The sequence below is a fragment of the uncultured Pseudomonas sp. genome, assembly GCF_943846705.1.
Lineage (GTDB): Bacteria > Pseudomonadota > Gammaproteobacteria > Pseudomonadales > Pseudomonadaceae > Aquipseudomonas.
Genome location: NZ_OX044366.1, coordinates 1,127,585 through 1,150,867, shown reverse-complemented (window position 1 = coordinate 1,150,867; position 23,283 = coordinate 1,127,585). Strand labels below are relative to the sequence as shown.

General features: G+C 59.9%; 26 protein-coding genes. 20 read left to right on the top strand and 6 right to left on the bottom strand.

All coding sequences use genetic code 11. The features are described from left to right. Positions 1-11 precede the first annotated feature (11 nt). The 3 genes from Q0V31_RS05595 to Q0V31_RS05585 form a co-directional block, all read right to left on the bottom strand. A complete protein-coding gene (locus Q0V31_RS05595; protein WP_298185413.1) occupies positions 12-1,403 on the bottom strand; it encodes a glutamine synthetase family protein in 1,392 nt (463 codons plus the stop codon). A gap of 76 nt (positions 1,404-1,479) precedes the next feature. Next, on the bottom strand, positions 1,480-1,767 hold the full coding sequence (locus Q0V31_RS05590; RefSeq protein ID WP_298185410.1) for a CoA transferase: 288 nt from the start codon (positions 1,765-1,767) through the stop codon (positions 1,480-1,482). Between the two features lie 147 nt (positions 1,768-1,914). Next, positions 1,915-3,093: an acyl-CoA dehydrogenase gene (locus tag Q0V31_RS05585; protein WP_298185408.1), complete on the bottom strand. Its 1,179-nt coding sequence runs from the start codon at positions 3,091-3,093 to the stop codon at positions 1,915-1,917. 197 nt (positions 3,094-3,290) lie between these two features. Here Q0V31_RS05585 and Q0V31_RS05580 point away from each other — a divergent pair, with 197 nt between their 5' ends. The 11 genes from Q0V31_RS05580 (at position 3,291) to Q0V31_RS05530 (ending at position 13,298) form a co-directional block, all read left to right on the top strand. Beyond that, on the top strand, positions 3,291-4,190 hold the full coding sequence (locus Q0V31_RS05580) for a LysR family transcriptional regulator (RefSeq protein WP_298185406.1): 900 nt from the start codon (positions 3,291-3,293) through the stop codon (positions 4,188-4,190). Between the two features lie 539 nt (positions 4,191-4,729). After that, positions 4,730-5,851: a Re/Si-specific NAD(P)(+) transhydrogenase subunit alpha gene (locus Q0V31_RS05575; RefSeq protein WP_298185403.1), complete on the top strand. Its 1,122-nt coding sequence runs from the start codon at positions 4,730-4,732 to the stop codon at positions 5,849-5,851. A gap of 14 nt (positions 5,852-5,865) precedes the next feature. Then, positions 5,866-6,183: an NAD(P) transhydrogenase subunit alpha gene (locus Q0V31_RS05570; RefSeq protein WP_090241161.1), complete on the top strand. Its 318-nt coding sequence runs from the start codon at positions 5,866-5,868 to the stop codon at positions 6,181-6,183. Next, complete coding sequence (locus tag Q0V31_RS05565; protein ID WP_298185400.1) at positions 6,183-7,619, top strand: NAD(P)(+) transhydrogenase (Re/Si-specific) subunit beta; 1,437 nt, start codon at positions 6,183-6,185, stop codon at positions 7,617-7,619. The genes Q0V31_RS05570 and Q0V31_RS05565 overlap by 1 nt, the downstream gene beginning before the upstream one ends. Before the next feature lie 381 nt (positions 7,620-8,000). Beyond that, positions 8,001-8,216: a DUF1127 domain-containing protein gene (locus tag Q0V31_RS05560; RefSeq protein WP_298185398.1), complete on the top strand. Its 216-nt coding sequence runs from the start codon at positions 8,001-8,003 to the stop codon at positions 8,214-8,216. 260 nt (positions 8,217-8,476) lie between these two features. After that, entirely contained in the window at positions 8,477-8,686 is a 210-nt protein-coding gene (locus Q0V31_RS05555; protein WP_366915214.1) for a DUF1127 domain-containing protein, read from the top strand. Between the two features lie 77 nt (positions 8,687-8,763). Further along, a complete protein-coding gene (locus Q0V31_RS05550; protein ID WP_298185395.1) occupies positions 8,764-9,081 on the top strand; it encodes a DUF2388 domain-containing protein in 318 nt (105 codons plus the stop codon). 96 nt (positions 9,082-9,177) lie between these two features. Next, positions 9,178-9,498, top strand: coding sequence for a DUF2388 domain-containing protein (locus tag Q0V31_RS05545; protein WP_298185393.1), 321 nt, complete (start codon positions 9,178-9,180; stop codon positions 9,496-9,498). Then, on the top strand, positions 9,495-11,447 hold the full coding sequence (locus Q0V31_RS05540) for a DUF4105 domain-containing protein (RefSeq protein WP_298185390.1): 1,953 nt from the start codon (positions 9,495-9,497) through the stop codon (positions 11,445-11,447). Before Q0V31_RS05545 ends, Q0V31_RS05540 begins: the two co-directional genes overlap by 4 nt. A gap of 54 nt (positions 11,448-11,501) precedes the next feature. Next, complete coding sequence (locus Q0V31_RS05535; protein WP_298190926.1) at positions 11,502-12,440, top strand: AEC family transporter; 939 nt, start codon at positions 11,502-11,504, stop codon at positions 12,438-12,440. A gap of 132 nt (positions 12,441-12,572) precedes the next feature. Then, positions 12,573-13,298 (top strand): carbonic anhydrase, encoded by a 726-nt coding sequence (locus Q0V31_RS05530; protein ID WP_298185387.1) that lies wholly within the window; start codon positions 12,573-12,575, stop codon positions 13,296-13,298. Positions 13,299-13,325: 27 nt separating this feature from the next. Here the strand turns inward: Q0V31_RS05530 and Q0V31_RS05525 are convergent, their stop codons facing one another. Then, positions 13,326-13,982, bottom strand: a complete 657-nt coding sequence (locus tag Q0V31_RS05525; protein ID WP_298185384.1) for a hypothetical protein — start codon at positions 13,980-13,982, stop codon at positions 13,326-13,328. 353 nt (positions 13,983-14,335) lie between these two features. Between Q0V31_RS05525 and coxB the strand changes: the two genes are divergently transcribed. From coxB to Q0V31_RS05505, 4 genes are read left to right on the top strand one after another with little or no spacing between them, the layout of a single operon-like run. Further along, positions 14,336-15,460, top strand: coding sequence for a cytochrome c oxidase subunit II (gene coxB / locus Q0V31_RS05520; protein WP_298185382.1), 1,125 nt, complete (start codon positions 14,336-14,338; stop codon positions 15,458-15,460). A gap of 4 nt (positions 15,461-15,464) precedes the next feature. Beyond that, positions 15,465-17,054 carry a cytochrome c oxidase subunit I gene (ctaD, locus tag Q0V31_RS05515; protein WP_298185380.1) on the top strand — a complete coding sequence of 530 codons (1,590 nt, stop codon included), beginning with the start codon at positions 15,465-15,467 and terminating at the stop codon, positions 17,052-17,054. A gap of 11 nt (positions 17,055-17,065) precedes the next feature. Beyond that, positions 17,066-17,629, top strand: a complete 564-nt coding sequence (locus Q0V31_RS05510; protein ID WP_298185378.1) for a cytochrome c oxidase assembly protein — start codon at positions 17,066-17,068, stop codon at positions 17,627-17,629. 11 nt (positions 17,630-17,640) lie between these two features. Continuing rightward, positions 17,641-18,537, top strand: a complete 897-nt coding sequence (locus tag Q0V31_RS05505) for a cytochrome c oxidase subunit 3 (protein WP_298185374.1) — start codon at positions 17,641-17,643, stop codon at positions 18,535-18,537. Between the two features lie 4 nt (positions 18,538-18,541). On the opposite strand, the gene Q0V31_RS05500 is transcribed toward Q0V31_RS05505, so the two are convergent. Then, positions 18,542-18,745 carry a twin transmembrane helix small protein gene (locus tag Q0V31_RS05500; protein ID WP_298185373.1) on the bottom strand — a complete coding sequence of 68 codons (204 nt, stop codon included), beginning with the start codon at positions 18,743-18,745 and terminating at the stop codon, positions 18,542-18,544. Positions 18,746-18,833: 88 nt separating this feature from the next. Between Q0V31_RS05500 and Q0V31_RS05495 the strand changes: the two genes are divergently transcribed. From Q0V31_RS05495 to Q0V31_RS05475, 5 genes are read left to right on the top strand one after another with little or no spacing between them, the layout of a single operon-like run. Then, positions 18,834-19,565, top strand: coding sequence for an SURF1 family protein (locus tag Q0V31_RS05495; protein ID WP_298185369.1), 732 nt, complete (start codon positions 18,834-18,836; stop codon positions 19,563-19,565). Beyond that, positions 19,540-20,136, top strand: coding sequence for a hypothetical protein (locus Q0V31_RS05490; RefSeq protein WP_298185367.1), 597 nt, complete (start codon positions 19,540-19,542; stop codon positions 20,134-20,136). The genes Q0V31_RS05495 and Q0V31_RS05490 overlap by 26 nt, the downstream gene beginning before the upstream one ends. Before the next feature lie 18 nt (positions 20,137-20,154). Then, the gene (locus Q0V31_RS05485) at positions 20,155-21,195 is read left to right on the top strand and encodes a heme A synthase (protein WP_298185364.1); all 1,041 of its coding nucleotides are present in this window, start codon (positions 20,155-20,157) and stop codon (positions 21,193-21,195) included. A gap of 24 nt (positions 21,196-21,219) precedes the next feature. Then, the gene (gene cyoE, locus Q0V31_RS05480) at positions 21,220-22,119 is read left to right on the top strand and encodes a heme o synthase (RefSeq protein WP_298185362.1); all 900 of its coding nucleotides are present in this window, start codon (positions 21,220-21,222) and stop codon (positions 22,117-22,119) included. A 6-nt stretch (positions 22,120-22,125) separates the two neighbouring features. Further along, positions 22,126-22,758, top strand: a complete 633-nt coding sequence (locus Q0V31_RS05475) for an SCO family protein (protein WP_298185360.1) — start codon at positions 22,126-22,128, stop codon at positions 22,756-22,758. Positions 22,759-22,761: 3 nt separating this feature from the next. Here Q0V31_RS05475 and Q0V31_RS05470 read toward each other — a convergent pair whose 3' ends face one another. Beyond that, a complete protein-coding gene (locus Q0V31_RS05470) occupies positions 22,762-23,187 on the bottom strand; it encodes a VOC family protein (RefSeq protein WP_298185358.1) in 426 nt (141 codons plus the stop codon). Positions 23,188-23,283: the final 96 nt, after the last annotated feature.

The window sequence follows — 23,283 nt, the reverse complement described above, 5'->3', positions numbered from 1 at the left end:
TCGCCAGCAAATTAGCTTCTGGCTAGCAAATGCTTGATGGCGAAGTCCGCGTCGGCGGCCTGTTCGCTCAATTCATGTTGTTTGATCATGCTGTACAGCTCGATAAACGGTGCCCCGAACGCCTCGCCGAGGATCGGGCATGCCTGCAAGTCCACCAGCGCCTCGCTCAGGTCCGCCGGCAACGCGCCGCGTTCAGACACCGCCGGACGGTCGCTGACTTCCGGGCCGGGTTCGATCTGTTGCTGCATCCCGCTCAGGCCCGCGCTGAGCATCAGCGCCAAGCACAGGTAAGGGTTGGCATCGCCACCCGGCAGGCGGTGTTCGACCCGGCGGTTGGCCGGGTCGGAGTGCGGTACCCGAAATGCCGCCGTGCGGTTGTCATAGCCCCACTCGATGCTGGCCGGCGAGGCATCCGGGCGCTGCAGGCGGACATAGGAGTGGGCATAGGGCGCAAGAATCGCCATCGAGGCCCGGGCCGAGGCCTGCCAGCCGCCGATAAAGTGTTGCAGGCGCGGGTGCGGCGAGCTGTCGGCAGCGGTAAAGGGGTTGTTGCCTTGTGCGTCGGCCAGGCTGATATGCCAGTGCAAGCCGTTACCCGGTTCGCTCAAATAGGGTTTGGCCATAAAGGTCGCCAGACAGCCATGACGACGGGCAATTTCACGGCTCAGACGTTTGAAACGGAACACGGCGTCGGCCTGGGCCAGCGGCTCACCGGGGGCGAAATTGACCTCGTATTGCCCCAGCGCCGACTCATGGCCGTAGCCGGTAATCGGGATGCCTTGCGCTTCGCAGGCCGCCCACAGCTCATCGAAGAACGGCGCGAAGGTGCTAGCGGTTTCCGCCGAGGCCAGGTCATGCGAGCTTTCGATATGCGGCACCTGGGCCGACATGCCGTGGGCCACTTGCAGGCCACCATCGGCGGCACGCTGCGGGTGTACTAGGAAGAATTCCAGCTCCGGTGCCACCTTGGCGGTGTAACCAGCGGCCTGCAGGCGAGACAGGGTGCGCTTGAGGATCTGCCGAGGTGACAGTTCGGCGACCTCGTACTGGCAGTGACCATCGGCGGCGGTGAAGCTCGCTTCAATATCGCAGATCAGCGTGGCCGTCGGTACGCCAGCCAGAGGGTCGCGTACCAGGGTGCGCCAGTCAGGACGCATGGCCATATCGGGGAAGGTCGGCGGGAAGATCCGCTTGAACACTTGCGGTGGCTCGCTGCCAGTGACGGTCAGACCGAGGAACAGCGAGGGCATTTTCGCCCCCTGCGTCTCGATAAAGCTGGCGGTGCTCATGATCTTGCCGCGAGCCACGCTGGTCAGGTCGGCGAAGACCAGCTCAACCCGACGTATATCGTTAGCCTGCAGCCAGTTCATGGCCTCGGCCGCGGTGGAAAGCTCAGGGTGCATGGACGGTAAACCTCGAAATCTAGTCGCAGCGTCAATGCTGCTCTAGGGGGTATTCAATTGCTGCCCGGTTTTTCTCTCAGCCGTCGGCCTCACGGGGGACGAGTGCAACACAGGGCACACCGGCCCAACGCAGAGCGGCGACCCATTCTGCGGTGCGATGCTCTACCGTGTGGCGGCGCAGCAGGGCAGTCAATTCGGCCTTGTGCTGATAACGAGCGTGCTGGCTGGCGAAGCGCGGGTCATTTTTCCACTGCTGCTGGCCCGCCAACGCGCTCAGTTCGGCAAATTGCTGGTTATTGCTGACCGCGAGAAAGAACGCCCCATCGGCGCTCGGGAAGATATGGCAGGGTGCTGGATTTGCCACCCTACCCACTGTGCAAGCGAGTGTGCCTGGCATTTTCAGGTTCTCTCACGCGGAGTCTGCATGCAGATGGTCTGGGCAGCTCAGGGGCCGATACGACAACGGACGAATAGTTTGGCCACTCGTCCGTTGTTGCTGTTGCGTCGCTGATCAGAAGAACGCTTGCAGGCCGGTCTGCGCGCGGCCGAGGATCAGCGCGTGGACGTCGTGAGTGCCTTCATAGGTGTTCACCACTTCCAGGTTGACCAAGTGGCGGGCCACGCCGAATTCGTCGCTGATGCCGTTGCCGCCGAGCATGTCGCGGGCCATACGGGCGATGTCCAGGGACTTGCCGCAGCTGTTGCGCTTCATGATCGAGGTGATTTCCACCGCCGCCGTGCCTTCGTCTTTCATCCGGCCGAGGCGCAGGCAGCCTTGCAGAGCCAGGGTGATTTCAGTCTGCATGTCGGCCAGCTTCTTCTGGATCAGCTGCGTTTGCGCCAGCGGGCGACCGAACTGCTTGCGGTCAAGGGTGTACTGGCGCGCGGTGTGCCAGCAGTCTTCGGCGGCACCCAGTGCGCCCCAGCTGATGCCATAGCGGGCGGAGTTGAGGCAGGTGAACGGGCCTTTCAGGCCGCGCACGTCGGGGAAGGCGTTCTCTTCCGGGCAGAACACGTTATCCATAACGATTTCACCGGTGATCGAGGCGCGCAGGCCGACCTTGCCGTGAATCGCTGGGGTGCTCAGGCCCTGCCAGCCTTTTTCCAGAACGAAACCACGGATTTCGCCGGCATCGTCCTTGGCCCAGACCACGAATACATCGGCGATTGGGCTGTTGGTGATCCACATTTTGGCCCCGGTCAGGCGATAGCCGCCGTCGACCTTCTTGGCACGGGTGATCATGCTGCCTGGGTCGGAGCCGTGATCGGGTTCGGTCAGGCCGAAGCAGCCGATGTACTCGCCGGTGGCCAGCTTGGGCAGGTACTTCTGCTTGGTGGCTTCATTGCCAAATTCATTGATTGGCACCATCACCAGGGAGGATTGCACGCTCATCATCGAGCGATAGCCGGAGTCGACACGCTCGACTTCGCGGGCAATCAGGCCGTAACACACATAGTTCAGGCCGCTGCCGCCGTAGGCTTCGGGGATGGTCGCGCCGAGCAGGCCGGTGTCGCCCATTTCGCGGAAAATTTTCGGGTCAGTCTGCTCGTGGCGGAAGGCTTCGATCACCCGTGGCTTGAGCTTGTCGGCGGCAAACTGCTGGGCGCTGTCGCGCACCATGCGCTCTTCTTCGGTGAGCTGTTGATCCAGCAGCAGCGGGTCGATCCAGTTGAAGCTTGCCTTGGCCATCGCGAAAACCTCGAGTTCAGACAGTAATAGGGCAGGCGTCTGTGCAGTTGTGCTGCGCCCGCGGGTCAGTGTGATTGATCCTAGGCGGCTTATAACCAGCAGGCAAACGAGTATTGCGCACGCTGTTGTGCGGTTTGCTCACTTCGGGATAGTGTTAGTGCTGGTATTTGACCTGTTTAAGTGAGAGTGACGCACAGATGCGCCGAAAGATCCCCAGCACTGCCGCTTTGATTGCTTTCGAGTCCGCCGCCCGGCATCAGAGCTTCACCAAGGCGGCTGAAGAGCTGAGCTTGACCCAGGGCGCGGTGTGCCGGCAGATCGCCGGGCTGGAGGCCTTCCTTAATATCGAGCTGTTTCGCCGTTCGCGGCGGGGCGTGGTGCTTACGGAGGCCGGGCAATCCTATGCGCGTCGCGTTGCCGGGCAGCTCGATGCGGTGGAACGCGACACCCTGGCGGTGATGGGCCAGCAAGGGGCCATGAGCATCGAGTTGGCAGTGGTGCCGACCTTCGGTACGCAGTGGTTGCTGCCACGCCTCAAGGACTTTCAGCGCCTGCATCCGGAAATCACCGTCAACTTGACCAACCGTACGCGACCGTTTCTGTTTGCCGATACCGAGTTTGATGCGGCAGTGTATTTCGGCGACGGCGAGTGGTCGGGTACCCAGGCCCATCTGCTTATGGCGGAGAACCCGATGCCGGTCTGCAGCCCGGCGCTGCTCGGTGAACAGGCGCAGTTCAGTGTCGAGCAGATTGCCACGTTACCGCTGCTGCAGCAGACCACCCGGCCCTACGCCTGGCGGCAGTGGTTCAGTGCTCAGGGGGTCAACACGGCGCGGGATATGACGGGGCCGCGTTACGAGCTGTTCTCGATGCTGGCTCAGGCGGCGATGCATGAGATGGGCATCGCCTTGATCCCGCCCTTTCTGATCCGCCGTGAGCTGGATGAGGGGCGCCTGGTGATCGCCTTCGACACACCGCTATCGGACAACGACCGCGCGTACTACCTGATCGTGCCGGAACGTAAGGTTGAGTCGGCAGCTCTCTCGGCGTTCCGTGATTGGTTGGTCAGTGAGGCGGCGCGCTACCGACATGCGTAAGCGCTAAGCCGTCGTGGTGCGCGTCGTTCAAGGCGATTAGGTAACCGTCCGCTTGATCTTTTGCTTAGCAAATCACCGATCGATCGGCGCAAAAACAGCTGCGCCGGGCCCTCGCGCCGGTATAGCGAGCAGGTAGTGCGCGAGTTAACAGACTACATAAAATGCGTGCGACAAAAGCCGCTAAGGCCCGTCGTTGCTGTCGTGTAGGGTATTTTTTACACGCTGTTCGCTACCTTTCACGTATCAGAGGATTCAATCAGCTGTCATCTATCAAACGGATGGCTTTTTTCTCTGAAAGCACCGCCATTACAGGCTTAGGCCAGAAACGACGCGGCCTGCGCCAGGTATGAAAAGTAGTCATAGACCTATAACTTGTAGTAATGCAAATTTCTTACTCCATAACTTCTTGAAGGGACTGGCGTTCGCCGGCAGAATGCGGGCCCCGCCACTTTGCAGCGGGATTGTGCTGATCCTCCCCAATGCCCGCGTGCCACCCGCAGTGCGCCGGTTCACCAAAAAGATCACGCAGGAGAATTGAAGTGCACATCGGTGTTCCTCTCGAAACCCATGCTGGTGAGACGCGCGTTGCCGCAACTCCCGAAACCATCAAGAAGCTGATCGGCCAAGGCCATCAGGTGACTGTACAGAGCGGTGCTGGCGTTAGCGCGAGCATTCCGGACAGTGCCTATGAAGCGGTTGGCGCGGCTATCGGTAACGATACCGCGGCCTTCGGTGCCGATCTGGTGCTGAAAGTGGTTGCGCCAACGGAGGCTGAACTGGCCCACATGCAAACTGGCGCTGTGCTGGTTGGCATGCTCAACCCGTTCAGCAACGAGACCATCGCGCGCATCAATGCCCGCGGCGTGACGGCCTTCGCCCTGGAGGCCGCACCGCGTACCTCCCGCGCGCAGAGCCTGGACGTGCTCTCGTCGCAAGCCAACATCGCCGGCTACAAAGCCGTGCTGCTGGCGGCGCACCACTATCCGCGCTTTATGCCGATGCTGATGACCGCTGCCGGTACCGTTAAGGCCGCGCGCATTCTGATTCTCGGTGCGGGTGTGGCGGGCTTGCAGGCCATCGCCACGGCCAAGCGCCTGGGTGCGGTGATCGAAGCTTCGGACGTGCGTCCGGCGGTTAAAGAGCAGATCGAATCGCTCGGCGCCAAGTTCGTCGATGTGCCGTTCGAGACCGATGAAGAGCGCGAATGCGCCCAGGGCGTTGGCGGCTACGCGCGGCCGATGCCGGCTTCGTGGATGGAGCGTCAGGCCAAGGCGGTGCACGAGAAGGCCAAGCTGGCTGACATCGTCATCACCACCGCGCTGATTCCGGGCCGCAAGGCACCGACCCTGCTGCATGCCGCCACTGTCGCGGAAATGAAGCCCGGCTCGGTGATCATCGACCTCGCCGCTGCGCAAGGCGGTAACTGCCCGCTGACCGTCGCCGAGCAAGTGGTGGTGGAACATGGCGTGACCATCGTCGGCCACAGCAATCTGGCGGCCCTGGTGCCGGCCGATGCGTCGGCGCTGTATGCACGCAACCTGCTGGACTTCCTCAAGCTGGTTATCGACGGCGAAGGCAAGTTCCACCTCAACCTTGAAGACGACATCGTCGCCGCGTGCCTGATGTGCCGCGACGGCAACGTCGTGCGCACCAACGGCTAAGGGGAGTACCGCACATGGATATGATTTCCGACGGCATCTACAACCTGATCATCTTTGCGCTGGCCATCTATGTGGGTTACCACGTGGTGTGGAACGTGACCCCGGCTCTGCATACCCCGCTGATGGCGGTGACCAACGCGATTTCCGCGATCGTTATCGTCGGCGCCATGCTGGCTGCTGCCCTGACCGTGACCCCGCTGGGTAAAACCATGGGCACCCTGGCGGTGGCTCTGGCTGCGGTCAACGTGTTCGGTGGCTTCCTGGTCACTCGGCGCATGCTGGAAATGTTTAAGAAGAAAGCGCCGAAAGCCGCTGCAGGGGAGAAGCATTGATGAGTATGAATCTGATCACCGTGCTCTACCTCGTTGCCTCGATCTGCTTTATTCAGGCACTTAAAGGCTTGTCGCACCCGACGACCTCGCGTCGCGGCAACCTGTTCGGCATGCTCGGCATGGGTTTGGCGGTGCTGACCACCGTTGCCCTGATCTACAAGCTCGGTGCGGAAATCGCCACCGCTGGCATCGGCTACGTGATTGTCGGCCTGCTGGTCGGCGGTACTGTCGGTACCGTGATGGCCAAGCGTGTGGAAATGACCAAGATGCCAGAGCTGGTCGCCTTCATGCACAGCATGATCGGCCTGGCTGCGGTGTTTATTGCCATTGCCGCCGTGGTCGAGCCGCAGTCCTTGGGTATCGTTGCCGCACTGGGCGATGCGATTCCGGCCGGTAACCGTCTGGAACTGTTCCTCGGTGCTGCCATTGGTGCCATCACCTTCTCCGGTTCGGTGATCGCCTTCGGCAAGTTGTCGGGCAAGTACAAGTTCCGCCTGTTCCAGGGCGCACCGGTACAGTTCAAAGGACAGCACTGGGTCAACCTGGCCATCGGCCTGGCGATCCTCGGTTTGGGTCTGGTGTACACCTTCACCGGTGATCTGACGGCCTTCGCCATCCTGCTGGCCTTGGCCTTCGTGATCGGCGTGCTGATCATCATCCCGATTGGCGGTGCAGACATGCCGGTCGTGGTGTCGATGCTCAACAGCTACTCGGGCTGGGCGGCGGCCGGTATCGGCTTCTCGCTGAACAACTCGATGCTGATCATCGCCGGCTCCCTGGTGGGCTCCTCCGGCGCTATCCTCTCGTACATCATGTGCAAGGCGATGAACCGCTCGTTCTTCAACGTGATCCTCGGTGGTTTCGGCGGCGCTCCAGCAGAAGCTGGCCCAGCCGGAGCCAAAGAAGCACGTCCGGTTAAATCCGGTTCGAGCGACGATGCGGCCTTCCTGCTGACCAACGCCGACACCGTGATCATCGTGCCGGGTTACGGCCTGGCAGTGGCCCGTGCCCAGCACGCGCTGATGGAGCTGGCGGAGAAGCTGACCCACCGTGGTGTGACCGTGAAGTACGCGATCCACCCGGTTGCCGGGCGTATGCCGGGCCACATGAACGTCCTATTGGCTGAGGCCGAAGTGCCTTACGAGCAAGTGTTCGAGATGGACGACATCAACTCCGAGTTCGGCCAGGCCGACGTGGTGCTGGTGCTCGGTGCCAACGACGTGGTCAACCCGGCGGCGAAGAACGACCCGACGTCGCCGATCGCCGGTATGCCGATCCTCGAGGCTTACAAAGCCAAGACCGTGATCGTCAACAAGCGCTCGATGGCCAGCGGCTACGCCGGCCTGGACAACGAACTGTTCTACCTCGACAAAACCATGATGGTCTTCGGCGACGCCAAGAAAGTCATTGAAGATATGGTTAAAGCGGTCGAGTAAGGGGCGCTGTTAGGTCGTACAAAAAGCCCGGCTTACTCGCCGGGCTTTTTTATGTCCGCTCGATCAGGAAAGTGTTTTGCGCGGGCAAAAACCTATAAAACAGGTCAGCTGTTTTAGGGGGTCAATTTATAACTGTACCTGTCGACGATCACTGCTTTTACTACATAAAAGCAGTAGTTTTAGCTGCCTCTATGTGTTTGTCAGGTTAAAGCACTTATGGCCAATACAGTTGGTGCTAATTTAGCTAAAACAGTTACAAAGCAAGCTATCTATTCTGGCTGCAATTTCATCCAGCTGTGGCTACGGTGAGCCGGAGACAACCCGGATAATTCTTCCATCGCAACACACCACTGACCCGCCACAAGCGGAAGGATGAGCATCATGGAACGCACCCTAAGTTCCGACCTGTTTTTTGATCACAGCCAAACCACCGTCACCAGCGCTCTGCCGCTGCGCATGCTGTCTTCTGTTCTGTTATGGCAGCGCCGCGCCGTTAGCCGCCGCCAGCTTGCTCGCCTGGATGCCCGTCTGCTCGCAGATGCTGGAATCAGCGAAGCACAGCGTCAGGCCGAACTGAGTAAGCCTTTCTGGCGTTAACTGCTGCCAGGCACCGATTTCTGCTCCTCCCTTTATGGGATTTTTGAAAGCTCCAGCGCCCTGCGTGTTGGGGCTTTCTTTTTATTTGCGCTGCAAAAAATTGCGCCAATGGATTGTTTATCCGCAACAGTCTGCTGTGCTGTTCGTCAGTACAGTTGTAATAAAAATATAACTGCACCATAACAATTCCCAGGTCTGTCTCTGCCCTCTCTTCTCCCAGGCGCACACCCTAGGCTGCCGCCCTTGCTGTTGACGAGGTATTGCGCCATGGAGCGCACGCTTGTCTGCCCCCACAGCCTACCCAGGTAGACCGCCCGCGATGGTTGCAGCTGTATGCCACGTGGCGTGGTTGGTCGCGCAATCTGCACACCTGGCGCCATTTGGCGCGTTTGGATAATCACCAGTTGGTGGATGCCGGGATCAGTCACGCGCAGCGTCAGGCCGAGCTAGAAAAGCCGTTCTGGCGCTGAGTACCTGGCAACCAACCGCGGTACTCAGTGTCTATAATGCTTGGGCCTGTCTGTCGGGCTTTTTCAGGAGCGTGGATATGAGTGCGATCAAGATTTTTAGCCTTGCGGCACTGCTGGGGCTGGCCGGCACGGTTAGCGCCACCAGCTTTGTGGTGACCACCGATGCGCTGGTGGGGGCAGTTGCTGCAACCTCGGAAGCGACGTCTGATGTGTCGTCTTCGTTTGGTGACGATAAGGTCGTGCTGGCCGCACGGGATGACGCCGCTGCTTTTGTTGCCAGCCAAGGTGGCATTCGGGGCGTACGTCTAGAGGCCGCCCTACAACATATTCGTTTGCAGGCACCGACGCTGCAAGGTGACGATATGCAACTGGCGACTGCCATTCTCAGTCTCTGAGCTTGAACAAGGCCTGCGCTTAGCCAAAAACGCGGCGAAATTGTTTAGCAGAATGTCCGTCACAATCGACGTAATGACTAATTATTGGAGACGCATATGCACCCTGTCGTGCTCAGTGCTGTAGTTGCGGTTGCTCTGTTCAGCGCCACTGCCCAGGCGCAAACGCTGGTGGCTACCAGCAATATTATTGTGCGCGCGTTGGACCGCACCCTCGACTTCACCTCGGATACCACCACCTCGGTTCGCGATTCGAAAATCGTTTTGGCGGCGCGTGACGATGCTGCCAGTTTCGTCGCCAGCCAAGGGCAGATTCGTGGTGCGCAACTGGAAGCTGCCATTAGCACTATCCGTAGCCAAGTGCCTGAGGCGCAAGGTGCTTCTGACTTGGTCCTGGCTGAAGCTATTTTGGCGCTGTGAGTTGGTCGCGTTCCTGGCTGTTGCTACTGGCATTGCTCGCCAGTACCCACAGCCAGGCCGAGTTGCGCCTGCAATTGCATGGCAGCGCGCTTAGCTCTAGTGAGCGCCAGGCTAGTCAGCAGCTGTTGCAGGAAGCGCTACAGGCCCTGCCGCCGCGCTTCAGGCAGCGACTCGACCGCCGCGTCAGTGTGCGCTGGCGTGACCTGCCCGCGCAGGTCTATGGCCGCGCCGGCCGCTTCAGTGGTATCGAACTGAATGCTGCGTTGCTCCCAGCCTTAAGCGACGGTAGCAGTGCGACCACCGCAACCTCGCGTCCACATGGCAGCCTACGCCGCGAACTGCTGGCAACCGTGCTGCACGAACTCACCCACTTGTATGACCGTGGCCAACTCTGGCCACCGGCGAACAGGCAGTTGCAGCGCCAGTGTCGTCAGCGTGAACAGAGCCTGGGTGCCGTTGGTTTGCCGGACTATTGTCGTGGGCAGACGGCGCGACGCTTTACCCTGAATGACGATCCGTTGCTGCTCGACCTGGCGGGCTGGCCCCAGCAGGTCGGCCGACGTGGCGCGCGCGCGCTGGAAAATCACCAGGTCGAGCGCAGCCCGGACAGCTATGAGCTGAGTAATCCGCGCGAGTTTCTTGCGGTGAATATGGAGTACTTCCTCCTTGACCCCAGCTACGCCTGCCGGCGGCCCTCGTTGGCCCGCTACCTAAGCGCGCATTTCGCCTGGACGCCGGAGACCCAGCAGCCCTGCGCCGAAGGCTTGGCCTACCTAAATGCTGGCCGGGACTTCGCGCGCCAGCCTCTGGGTAGCATCGACCCCGAGCGGGTCTATCAGGTGGATTACCTACTGGCTGAGGCCAACGATGCGCTGGCCAGTCGTTGGGGACACAGCATGTTGCGCCTGGTGATCTGTGCGCCAGGGCGGCCGCGTGGGCCTGCCTGCCGGCTGGATCTGCAAGAGCATCTGGTGCTGTCTTACCGCGCCTTTGTCGGCGATGTGCAGTTGTCCAGTTGGGATGGTTTGACCGGTGTTTACCCGTCCCGGCTGTTCGTTTTGCCGCTGGACCAGGTGATCGAGGAGTACACCAAGGTTGAATTGCGCAGCCTGGCCTCGGTGCCGCTCAAGCTTGATCGCGCGCAGCTGGAGCAGCTGGTGACTCGTGCCGCTGAGCAGCATTGGAGCTATGACGGTGATTACTGGTTTCTCTCCAACAACTGCGCCGTGGAAACCCTCAAGTTGCTCCGCAGCGGCAGCCAGCACCCGCGCCTGCATGCGCTCGACAGCATTATGCCCAATGGCCTGCTCGATACCCTGTCGGCGCGCGGCTTGGCCGACCGCAGCGTGCTGAACGATGCGGCCGAGGCGTTGCGTCTGGGTTATCGCTTTGACTCGTTTCGTGAGCGCTACCAGGCCATGTTCAGCGTGCTGCAGGCGCAGTTGCCGATTGAGCAGGCACAGGTCGAGGACTGGTTGACCTTGCCGGCCAAGCAGCGCCAGCCATGGTTTGCCCGCGCCGATTTACCCACCAGCGCGGCGTTGCTGCTGCTTGAGCAGGCGGCATTACGCCGGCAGTTGTTATTGGCGCAAGATGAGCTCAAGCGCCGCTATCTAAGCGGTCATGAGGGCACTGACCCGAGCCTGAACAAGGCGGGTGGCGCGCTGCAGCAGATACTCGCCAACAGCGGCTTTCTCAGTCGCCCGGCTGAGTTGCTTGAGGGCGGCTATGGCCTGCCGCAACACGCGGAATGGCAACGTTTAGAAGCCGAAAGCCAGGCCCGTCAGCAGCAACTGCGCCAGCTCAGTGACAATCTCGACCAGGAAGTCCGCACCCTACTGGAGCCAGCTCGTCTCGCCGAGCTGCAGGCTGCTGAAGCCAACCTGGCGCAGCTGGGTCAGCATCTGCGTGCCTTACACAAGGCTGGTGGCGGCCTGCAATTGCCCTAGATAGAGCAGTCCAGGCTCGAGTCGGCCTTGCATCAGGCGGTATGGCTGCTCAAGATGGCGGCTTGGCTGTGTCTGGAGGTTGCCGTGCTGGAGTTGTTATTGGCCTTGTGGCCGCTGTTTGCCTTGATTGTGGCCGGTTATTACCTACGCCACTGGGCGTTTCCCAATGAGGCGTTCTGGCCGGGTGCCGAACGGCTGAATTACTTCATCTTGTTCCCGGCGCTGCTGTTCAGCAGCCTGGCCAGCGCACCACTGGATAACCCGGCGTTGCCGCGCCTGGCTTTGGCGGTAATGCTGGCACTGGCTGGCGCCTGGTTGGTGCTGTTGCTGGTGCGTCGTCTGCGTGGCTGGCCGGCGGGGCGCTTTGGGGCATTTGCCCAGGGCATTCTGCGCTTCAATACGTACCTCGGATTAGCCGCCGTCGGCAGCTTGTTTGGTCAGCCAGGTTTGACCCTGGCCGCCCTGATGCTTGCCCTGATGGTGCCAACGGTCAATGTGCTATCGGTCTGGTCGCTGACTGCTGAGCGTGGCGTCAGTGTGCGCAGCTTGTTGCTGCCGATCCTGAAAAACCCGCTGATTCTCGCCTGCCTTGGCGGGGCACTGGTTAACCTCAGCGGTATTGGTCTGCCGGGCGGTAGTGATCGTCTGCTCGGTTTGTTGGCGGCTGCCAGCCTGCCGCTTGGCCTGCTGTGCGTTGGCGCGGCATTGAAACCCGAGCAGCTGAGTGGCGAAGTTCCGGCCCTGGCGAGCAACAGCCTGTTGCGCTTGTTAGCCATGCCGTTGCTGGCTTGGGCCGTGGCGTATGGATTAAAGCTGCCGGCCATGGAAAGCACTGTGCTGGTGCTGTTTTTTGCCCTGCCGACAGCCCCGACGGCCTATGTATTGACCCGTCAGTTGGGCGGCGATAGCCAGTTGATGGCGGGTATCATCACCTTGCAAACTTTATTGGCGGCGGCCAGTTTGCCGCTGTTGTTAATGCTGGTGGCTGCTTAGCCTAGGTGGCGTGCAGAAAAACGAGTTTAGCGAAGAGGTGTTTGGGCCTGCGCTAGAATTTGGCATGTGACTCGCTGGCGGCCATGGCTGTCGTTTTAGCAGCGATTTTTCAGGTTCACAGAGGTCGGAAACATGCCATACAAGCATCAGTTGATCCCGTTGCAAGGTCGCACAGGCAGTGAAAGTGCCGAAGAGGCCCTGCAGAGTATCGTGGATGGCTTCCAGCGCTTTCGCACTGAGATATTCCCGCAGGAGGAGGAGCTGTTCAAGAAGCTGGCTACGGCGCAGAACCCGCGGGCGATGTTTATCACTTGCGCCGATTCGCGCGTGGTGCCGGAGTTAATCACCCAGAGCTCGCCTGGCGATCTATTCGTCAGCCGCAATGTTGGTAATGTGGTGCCGCCTTACGGGCAGATGATGGGCGGGGTGTCCACGGCTATCGAGTACGCGGTGATGGCCCTGGGCGTGCAGCACATCATCATTTGTGGGCATTCCGATTGTGGCGCAATGAAGGCCGTACTCGACCCTACGGGCCTAGAGCGCATGCCCACGGTCAAAGCCTGGCTGCGCCATGCTGAAGTGGCCAAGACGGTGGTGGCAGACAACTGTGGCTGCGCCGACCACAACACCCTGGGCATTCTCACTGAGGAGAACGTGGTGGCCCAACTCGACCACTTGCGCACTCACCCCTCGGTGGCATCACGCATGGCCAGCGGGCAGGTGTTTATTCACGGCTGGGTATACGACATCGAAACCTGCGAGATCAAAGCCTACGACGCGGAGAAGGGCGAGTTCCGCTTGGTCGGCGACGGCCCGCTGCCAATGGCCACGCCTCGCCCGCGTTATTTGCCGAGCTAGGCGACAGCCGCGTGAGATTGCGCGTCGCTAGCCAGCGGCGCGGCTTTCATCCAACTGCAGCTCAACCCCGAGCTGGCTCGATAAGCACGGCCAGCATTGCCAGGCGGCATCGGTCTGTGGACTGTGCAGGCGCTCGCGATAAGCTTGCACCGAGTCCTGGGCAAAGCTGGCGTCGTCGAGCATGCCATCGACGGCATGCTGTACCGCTTCATCCAACTGATTGGCAAAGGGTTCACCGATCAGTTGGTGAGCGATCAGGTTGGCCACCGTGGTATCCAGTGGAATCAACGGTGCGCCTAGGTGAGTGATATAGCGATCATTCACTTCTTCGACCAAGCGATGGGCCAGGTAGGCTTCATCGAGCAACCCTTCAAGCCCCTCATGGCCGGCCATCAGCGCCGGCGGTTGCAGAAAAAACTGCTCGGCAACCTTGAGCACCGGTTTGATCTGCGCCTCGATTCCCGCTTCTTGGGCGACCTGATTGGCGGCCTGTAACAACTCCGGCACCTGCTCGATGTAGGCGCTGACAAAGCGCAGCAGCACGCCCTGGGTGTCTTCCTTGGGCAGGCGGATGGAGGGGTGCAGTTGTCCCAGGTGGGACTGCATCTGGCTGGCCAGATGACCCGTGCTGACCTCGTGTTGGTGTGCGCGCTGAATCAATGCGTGCAAAGCGGCGATGTTCATGACTGCTCCTGAGATGAGGACATGGGCGAGAACCTTAGCTGGCGTGGCGCATCGGCTAAGACCCAATTGTCATAATTTTTAAACAGTTATGCGAGTCGGCTATATGCGGCCGCCACCATCTCGACCGATCCCGCGCCAGCCGCGGTCTTTAGCACGTGCCTTGTGGCGTGTTGTTCATTTCGGCTTTCACGTTGCCAGGTGCAAGTCCCTGTCTATACTCGAACTCGAAAGGCAGTACCTGATAACTCCGAATCAGCGGCGGCACGGAAAGCCCTTACACAGGTTCAGATGTGCAAGGGCTCAGCCACTGACCGATTCGGCGGGATAACAAGAAAAATTAAGGGGAACCCGCAATGATGCGACATCCACGAGTCTGGATGGGCCTCCTGTTGTGGTTGGTATTCAGCACGGCGCACGCCGGCTGGGGCATCAACATGACGCCCGGGGCCACCGATGTCAGCCGCTCAGTCTTTGATTTGCACATGACCATCTTCTGGATCTGCGTCGTCATCGGCGTGATCGTGTTTGGTGCCATGTTCTGGTCGATGCTCGTCCACCGCCGCTCCACCGGCCAGGAACCGGCGCACTTCCATGAGAGCACCACCGTCGAAATTCTCTGGACGGTCGTACCCTTGGTGATTCTGGTGCTGATGGCCATCCCGGCGACCAAGACGCTGATCGAGATCTACGACTCCAGCGAGTCGGAGCTGGATATTCAGGTCACCGGCTACCAGTGGAAGTGGCACTACAAGTACCTGGGTGAAGACGTCGAGTTCTTCAGCAACCTGACCACCCCCAAAGACCAGATCAACAACAAGGCGCCCAAGGGCGAGCATTATCTGCTTGAGGTTGATGAGCCCTTGGTGGTGCCGGTCGGTACCAAAGTACGCTTCCTGATCACAGCTGCCGATGTGATCCACTCTTGGTGGGTGCCAGCGCTAGCGGTGAAAAAAGATGCCATCCCCGGCTTTGTTAACGAGTCCTGGACGCGCATTGATCAGCCCGGTATTTACCGCGGCCAGTGCACCGAACTGTGCGGCAAGGATCACGGCTTTATGCCCGTGGTGGTTGAAGCCAAGTCGAAAGCGGACTACGCCGCCTGGCTGGCCGAACGCAAACAATTGGCGGCGGCCGAGAAGGAGCTGACCAGTAAAGAGTGGACCATGGATGAGTTAATGGCTCGCGGCGAGAAGTCGTACCAGACCAACTGCGCGTCCTGCCACCAACCGACAGGGGAAGGCCTGCCGCCGATGTTCCCGGCGCTCAAAGGCTCGAAGATTGCTACCGGTCCGGCTGCGGGTCATATCGACATCGTGGTCAATGGCAAGCCAGGCACCTCGATGGCCGCCTTCGGCAAGCAACTCTCGGAAGTCGATATCGCTGCCATCATCACCTACGAACGCAATGCTTGGGGCAATGCGCTAGGCGACATGGTTACGCCGAAAGACATCCTCGCGTTCAAACAGGCTCAGGAGTAAGGACATGAGTGCAGTGATCGACCACGGTCATGCCGGACATGACCATCACCACGGCCCGGCCAAAGGCCTGATGCGCTGGGTGTTGACCACCAACCATAAAGACATCGGCACCATGTACCTGTGGTTCAGCTTCGCCATGTTCCTGCTGGGTGGCAGCATGGCCATGGTGATTCGTGCCGAGTTGTTCCAGCCAGGCCTGCAGATCGTGCAGCCGGAGTTCTTCAACCAGATGACCACCATGCACGGCCTGATCATGGTCTTCGGTGCAGTCATGCCGGCCTTCGTCGGCCTCGCCAACTGGATGATCCCGTTGATGATCGGCGCGCCGGACATGGCTTTGCCGCGCATGAACAACTTCAGCTTCTGGTTGCTACCGGCGGCCTTCAGCATGTTGGTCAGCACCTTGTTTATGGAAGGTGGCGGGCCTAACTTCGGTTGGACCTTCTATGCGCCGCTGTCGACCACCTACGCGCCGGAGTCGGTGACCTTCTTTATCTTTGCCATCCACCTGATGGGCTTCAGTTCGATCATGGGCGCGATCAACGTGATCGCCACCATCCTCAACCTGCGCGCCCCCGGCATGACATTGATGAAGATGCCACTCTTCGTCTGGACCTGGCTGATCACTGCATTCCTGCTGATCGCGGTGATGCCGGTGCTGGCGGGTGTGGTGACCATGATGTTGATGGACATTCACTTTGGCACCAGCTTCTTCAGCGCTGCCGGTGGTGGTGACCCGGTGCTGTTCCAGCATGTGTTCTGGTTCTTCGGTCACCCCGAGGTGTACATCATGATCTTGCCGGCATTCGGCGCGGTCAGTGCCATCATCCCGGCCTTCGCCCGTAAGCCGCTGTTCGGCTACACCTCGATGGTCTACGCCACGGCGGCGATTGCCTTCCTGTCGTTTATCGTCTGGGCACACCACATGTTCACCGTCGGCATACCGCTGACCGGAGAGCTGTTCTTTATGTACGCCACCCTGCTGATTGCCGTCCCCACCGGGGTCAAGGTGTTCAACTGGGCCAGCACCATGTGGCGCGGATCGATGACCTTCGAGACGCCGATGCTGTTCGCCGTGGCGTTCGTCATTCTGTTTACCATCGGCGGTTTCTCCGGCCTGATGCTGGCCATCGCTCCGGCGGACTTCCAGTACCACGACACCTATTTCGTGGTGGCGCACTTCCACTACGTGCTGGTGCCGGGGGCGATCTTTGGCATCTTCGCCTCGGCCTACTACTGGCTACCGAAGTGGACCGGGCACATGTATGACGAGACCCTCGGCAAGCTGCATTTCTGGATGAGCTTTATCGGCATGAACATGGCGTTCTTCCCGATGCACTTCGTTGGCTTGGCTGGCATGCCGCGGCGGATTCCTGACTACAACATGATGTTTGCCAACTTCAACATGGTCTCTTCGATCGGGGCATTCATGTTCGGCGCCACCCAGTTGCTGTTCCTGTTTATCGTCATCAAGTGCATCCGCGGTGGTAAAACGGCGGCGGCCAAACCTTGGGACGGTGCTGAGGGATTGGAGTGGACCATCCCGTCGCCTGCGCCTTATCACACCTTCCAGACGCCACCGGATGTGAAATAAGGACATGTGCCATGAGTGAGACTCTGCCGACTCGCCGCTTGGTTATCCGCCTGATACTGGTGGTGGTGGCTATGTTCGGCTTCGGTTTCGCCCTGGTGCCGATTTATGACGTGATGTGCCAGGCCTTCGGCATCAACGGTAAAACCGCTGGTGTTTACGAGGGTGAACAGATGGTGGACGAGCAGCGCCAGGTGCGCGTGCAGTTCTTGGCCACCAATGCTGCCGATATGGTTTGGGAGTTTGCCCCCCAAGCTGACGAGGTGGTGGTGCACCCGGGTGACAGTACGCAAATGCTGTTTGTTGCGTACAACCCGACGGAAAAACCGATGACCGCCCAGGCGATCCCCAGCGTGGCACCGTCCAAAGCGGCTGCTTATTTTCACAAGACGGAATGCTTTTGCTTTACCCAACAGGTACTGCAACCCGGCGAGCGCATCGAGATGCCGGTGCGCTTTATCGTCGATAGAGACTTACCGGCAGATGTTCGCCACTTGACCCTGGCTTACACCTTGTTTGATGTCACCGCGCGCAAGCCGCCGGTGGCGCAAGTGACCCTTACCCGGGCGGCTCCATAAGGAGAATAATAATGTCGAGTCACGAAACCCACGAAAGCTATTACGTCCCGGCCCAGAGTAAGTGGCCGATTATTGCCACGCTGGGCATGCTGCTCTCGGTCTATGGCGTGGGCACTTGGTTCAACGACATGAAGGCTGAACGTGCCGACTCCAACGGCCCGCTGATCTTCTTTGTTGGTGGCCTATTTCTCGCCTACATGCTGTTTGGCTGGTTCGGCAATGTGATCAAGGAAAGCCGCTCGGGCATGTACAGCCCGCAGATGGATAGATCGTTTCGTTGGGGCATGAGTTGGTTCATCTTCTCCGAAGTGATGTTCTTCGCGGCCTTCTTCGGCGTGCTGTTCTACGTGCGAACCTGGGCTGGGCCGTGGCTCGGCGGTGAGGGCGACAAAGGGGTGAGCAACATGCTCTGGCCCGGCTTCGAATACAGCTGGCCACTGCTCAACACGCCAGACCCAAAACTTTACCCGGCACCGAGCGGCATCATCAGCGCCTGGGGCTTGCCGCTGATCAACACCATTCTGCTGGTGAGCTCCAGCTTCACCCTGACCTTTGCTCACCACGCGCTGCGTAAAAACCACCGCAAACCGCTAACCCTGTGGCTGGCCCTGACGGTGATTCTCGGCATCGCTTTTCTGGTGCTGCAGGTCGAGGAATATATCCATGCGTATAGCGAACTGGGGTTGACCCTCGGCTCGGGCATCTACGGCGCTACCTTCTTTATGCTCACCGGCTTCCATGGCGCCCACGTGACCTTGGGTGCGTTGATGCTGAGCATCATGCTAATTCGCGTTATTCGCGGCCATTTCAGCCCTGAACAGCACTTCGGTTTCGAGGCGGCGGCCTGGTATTGGCACTTCGTCGATGTGGTATGGATAGGTCTGTTTGTCTTTGTTTACGTGCTATGACGCATTACCAGGTGACATGTGAAACCAGTTGGCCGCTGTAGAAGCCCCAGGCAATGAGGGCAACGGTCAAGGCGGTGAGGCTCACGCGCACAGTCAGCGCGTTGACCACCCGCGAGGTGCGGCCTTCATCCTTGACCAAAAAGAACAAGCCACTGAAGAGGCTGACCAGAGTGGCCAGTAGTAACAGGATGATCGCGGCTTTGAGCATGCGTAACTTCCATAGGTAACGTCGGGGGCAGGGAAATGCGCTTCAGCTGCAGTATAGCCAGCATGCTCAGTGTTCCAGGACGGTGGCGATGAGCGCCTTCCGTCCCGGCCTGCTGCCCAGCCTCCTGGTGCTGCTGATGTTCCCTTGCTTGATCGCCCTGGGATTTTGGCAGCTGGCCCGCGCCGATGAAAAGCGCGACCTGCTGGCGGCTCATCAGGCTCAGCAACTGTTAGCTCCTATCAGTATTGATGAGCTGGAGCAGCATCCCAACCCGGCCTACACGCGTGTGCAGTTGCAGGGCTTCTTCGACGCACAGCACCCCCTGCTGCTGGATAACCGCACCCGTGATGGCAAGGCCGGTGTTGAGGTGTTGCAACCTTTCTATGATCAGGCCAGCGGCCTCTGGCTGCTGCTTAATCGTGGTTGGTTGCCCTGGCCCGATCGCCGCGTGATGCCTATCTTCGCCACCCCGGATACACCGTTGCGCCTGCAAGCCACGGTGTATGTACCATTGGGTGAAGCGTTCCAGTTGCAGGGCGAACTACCGGCTACAGGTTGGCCGCGCCTCGTCAGCGAGGTCAAACCGAATGCTTTGTGGCAGCAACTGGGCCGTGCTGGTCTTGGCTATGAAGTACGTCTGCAGCCAGGCCCTGCCTCATTCCAGAGCGACTGGCCGGTGGTTGCGCTGAGCCCCGACAAACACATTGGCTATGCCGTGCAATGGTTCGCCCTAGCGGCGGCCTTGCTTGGTTTGTATACCTATTTAGGTTTATCTAACGCGCGGGAGACTCTCCATGAACCCAGCCATCGCCCTGCCTGATGCCGCACCTGAAGTGCCACCCAGCCAGCGCCGCCGTGGGCGTCTGCAGCTGATCCTGATTCTGGCCATCGTGATTGGCCCGATGATGCTTGCTACGGCCATGTACCAATGGCGCTTCTGGGTCCCGGAAACCCGCAGCTACCACGGTGAGCTGATTGGCACCGGGCAGAGCCGCGCGGATCTCGGTGTAATAGGCGCCGATGAGCAGCGTTGGCAGCTACTGGTGACCGTGCCGGCTGCCTGCGACGACGCCTGTAAGGAGCTGATTTTTCTCGCCCGCCAGGTGCACATCGGCTTGAACCGCGATGTTGCTCGTGCGGCCCACGGCTTGGCCAGTGCCCAACCGTTGAGCGACGACTATGACGCCCAGCTGCGCCGCGAGTACCCGCAATTGACGCGCTATTCGCTGCAGCTTGATGCCTACGGCAAAACCGCTGGCAAGGTCGAAGGCGCACAGCTGTGGATCGTCGACCCGCGCGGCAATCTAGTGCTGCGCTATGACGCTACCAGCAAGGGCAAGGCGATTCTCAACGACCTGCGCCACCTGCTGAAAATCTCGCAAATTGGTTAGTACGGTTAAGGATTGACGATGAGTAAACCCGGCTATCGTTTTGCCCTGTTCGCCACCGTATTGGCTGTGGTTGTGGTGTTGCTTGGTGCCTATACCCGCCTGACCCATGCCGGCCTCGGCTGTCCGGACTGGCCCGGTTGCTATGGCTTTATCGGTGTGCCGATGAGCGAGCATAAGCAGACGCTGGCTGAAGTGCGCTTTCCCGAAGCACCGGTTGAGGTGGCCAAGGGCTGGTACGAGATGATTCATCGCTATTTTGCCGGCAGCCTGGGCTTGGTGATTCTCGGTTTGGCGGTACAAGCCTTGCGCCGCCGTCATCAACAAGGACAGCCACTGAAACTGCCGCTGTTGTTGCTTGGCCTGGTGATTGTGCAGGCGGCGTTTGGCATGTGGACGGTGACCCTGAAGCTCTGGCCGCAAGTTGTCACCGCGCACCTGCTCGGTGGTTTTGCCACCCTCAGCTTGCTGTTTCTGCTGACGTTGCGGCTATCTGGCAAGGCAGCAGCCTTGCGTAACCTGCCGACGCGGTTACGCAGCCTGGCGGCATTGGCGCTATTGCTGGTGATCGGACAGATCGCCCTCGGTGGTTGGGTCAGCAGTAACTACGCAGCGGTAGCCTGCGTCGACCTACCGACTTGCCATGGCGAATGGTGGCCGCAGATGGACTTTGCCAACGGCTTTCACCTGACTCAGCACATCGGCCCGAATTACCTGGGTGGCCAACTCGACAGTGATGCGCGTACCGCCATTCACCTGACTCATCGACTCGGGGCGCTGCTGGTGACGCTGGTGCTGTTGCTGCTGGCGTGGCAACTCAAGCGCCATGGCCTGTCACGCCTAGCCGGACTGTTAGTGCTGGCGCTTACGGTGCAGGTCAGCCTGGGCATCAGCAACGTGGTGTTCCATCTACCGTTGCTGGTGGCGGTGGCACACAACCTCGGCGGTGCAGCCCTTCTGTTGACCCTGGTGTTGATCAATTATCGGCTGCGCAGCCCGGTATCGCTGGCATACCCGGCAGCAGAAGCGCAGGCTGGCTTTGCAGCGTTGCCGAGCAAATAACAAAAACAATCGAGGAGAGACCATATGGCTACTCTAGCGCGCGAACAACATGCCCACGCCAGCTGGCGCGATTACCTTGAGCTGACCAAGCCGCGGGTGGTGGTGTTGATGCTGATCACCTCGCTGGTCGGCATGTTCCTCGCCACCCGTGCAGGCGTGGCGTGGCAGGTGCTGATTTTCGGCAACCTGGGCATCGGCTTGTGTGCCGGCGCGGCGGCGGCGGTTAACCATGTGGTCGATCGGCGGATTGACTCGATCATGGCGCGAACCCTCAAACGCCCAGTCACCTCGGGACGTATCTCGCCCAGCGCCGCACTGGGTTTTGCTCTGCTGCTGGCAGTGGCGGGGATGGCGCTGCTGCTGACCTTTACCAATGAGCTGGCGGCCTGGCTGACCCTGGCCTCGCTGCTGGGCTATGCGGTGCTCTATACCGGATTTCTCAAGCGAGCCACGCCGCAGAATATCGTGATTGGCGGTTTGGCAGGGGCGGCACCGCCGCTGCTTGGCTGGGTCGCAGTGACCGGGCATATCAGCGCTGAGCCGCTGCTGCTGGTGCTGATCATTTTCGCCTGGACGCCGCCGCACTTCTGGGCCTTGGCCATTCACCGCAAAGCGGAATATGCCAAGGCCGATATTCCCATGCTGCCGGTGACCCATGGCGAGCACTACACCAAGGTGCATATTCTGCTCTACACCTTGGTGATGTTTGCCGTGACCCTGCTGCCGTATGCCATTCACATGAGCGGGCTGCTCTATCTGGCATGCGCGGTGATCTTGGGTGGACGCTTCCTGCACTGGGCCGTGGTGCTCTACCGTGACAGCAAACCGCATGCGGCGATCAACACCTTCAAGTACAGCATCTGGTATCTTTTCGCGCTGTTTATCGCCCTGCTGGTCGATCACTACCTGCTGCTGAATATCTGAGGCCCCATGTCCCGAACCCAGATCACCGTTTTTGTCCTCGTTGCCATCGTCGCCTTGGTAATGGGGCTGACCGTCAATAAGGTGCTGACCAGCCAAGGCCAGGGTGATCCTACCGCGCTGCTGGATGCCGGCATCGTGTTGTTGCCGCAAAGCCGCAGTTTGCCGGCGTTGAGCCTGACCAATCAGGACGGTGAGGTTGTCGCGGTCGATCAACTCAAGGAGCAATGGAGCCTGCTGTTTTTCGGCTACACCTTCTGCCCAGACATCTGCCCGGCCACCCTCGCCCAGCTGCGCCAGCTGCAAGGCCAGTTGCCGCCGGAAACCCTGAGCAAGCTGCGTGTGGTCCTCGTTACGGTTGATCCTAATCGCGATACACCGCAGCAGTTGAAAAAGTACCTAGAGTATTTTGACGCCGGCTTTATTGGCTTGACGGGCGACCAGGCGACGCTACAGAAGCTGGCCAATAGCGTGAGCATCCCCTTTATCCCAGCGGATACCAGCGAGCAAGACTACACCGTCGACCACAGCGGTAACTTGGTGCTGATTGGCCCCGACGGCAAGCAGCGCGGCTTTATTCGTGCGCCTATCAATAACACCAAGCTGGCCGCGCAGCTGCCTGCGTTGTTTGAGCGTCCTTAAGCGTTATTTGGCAAACAACTGGCCGATATCCTTGAACGCCTTGAACTCCAGGGCGTTGCCACAGGGGTCGAGAAGAAACAGCGTGGCCTGCTCGCCGGGCTGACCAACAAAGCGGATATAGGGCTCGATCACGAACGCCGTGCCCTTGGCCTTTAAGCGCGCCGCCAGTATTTGCCAATCCTCCCAACCGAGTACCACGCCGAAATGCGGTACGGGCACGTCGTGGCCGTCCACCGGGTTGCTATAGGCAGCCTCCTGATAGGCCATCTTCGGCGCTTGGTGAATCACCAGTTGATGACCGAAGAAGTCGAAGTCCACCCAATGCTCGCTGCTACGACCTTCTGCGCAGCCAAATACTTCGCCGTAGAAATGCCGGGCGGCGCTCAGGTCGTCTACGGGAATAGCCAAGTGAAACGGGGCGAGTGCCATGTGAGTGCTCCTATGATCATTGTCAGTGGATTCTCAGCAACAGCATGTTTGATATAAAGCGCATATTCTTTCTTCTGAGCACCAATAAAATTGATC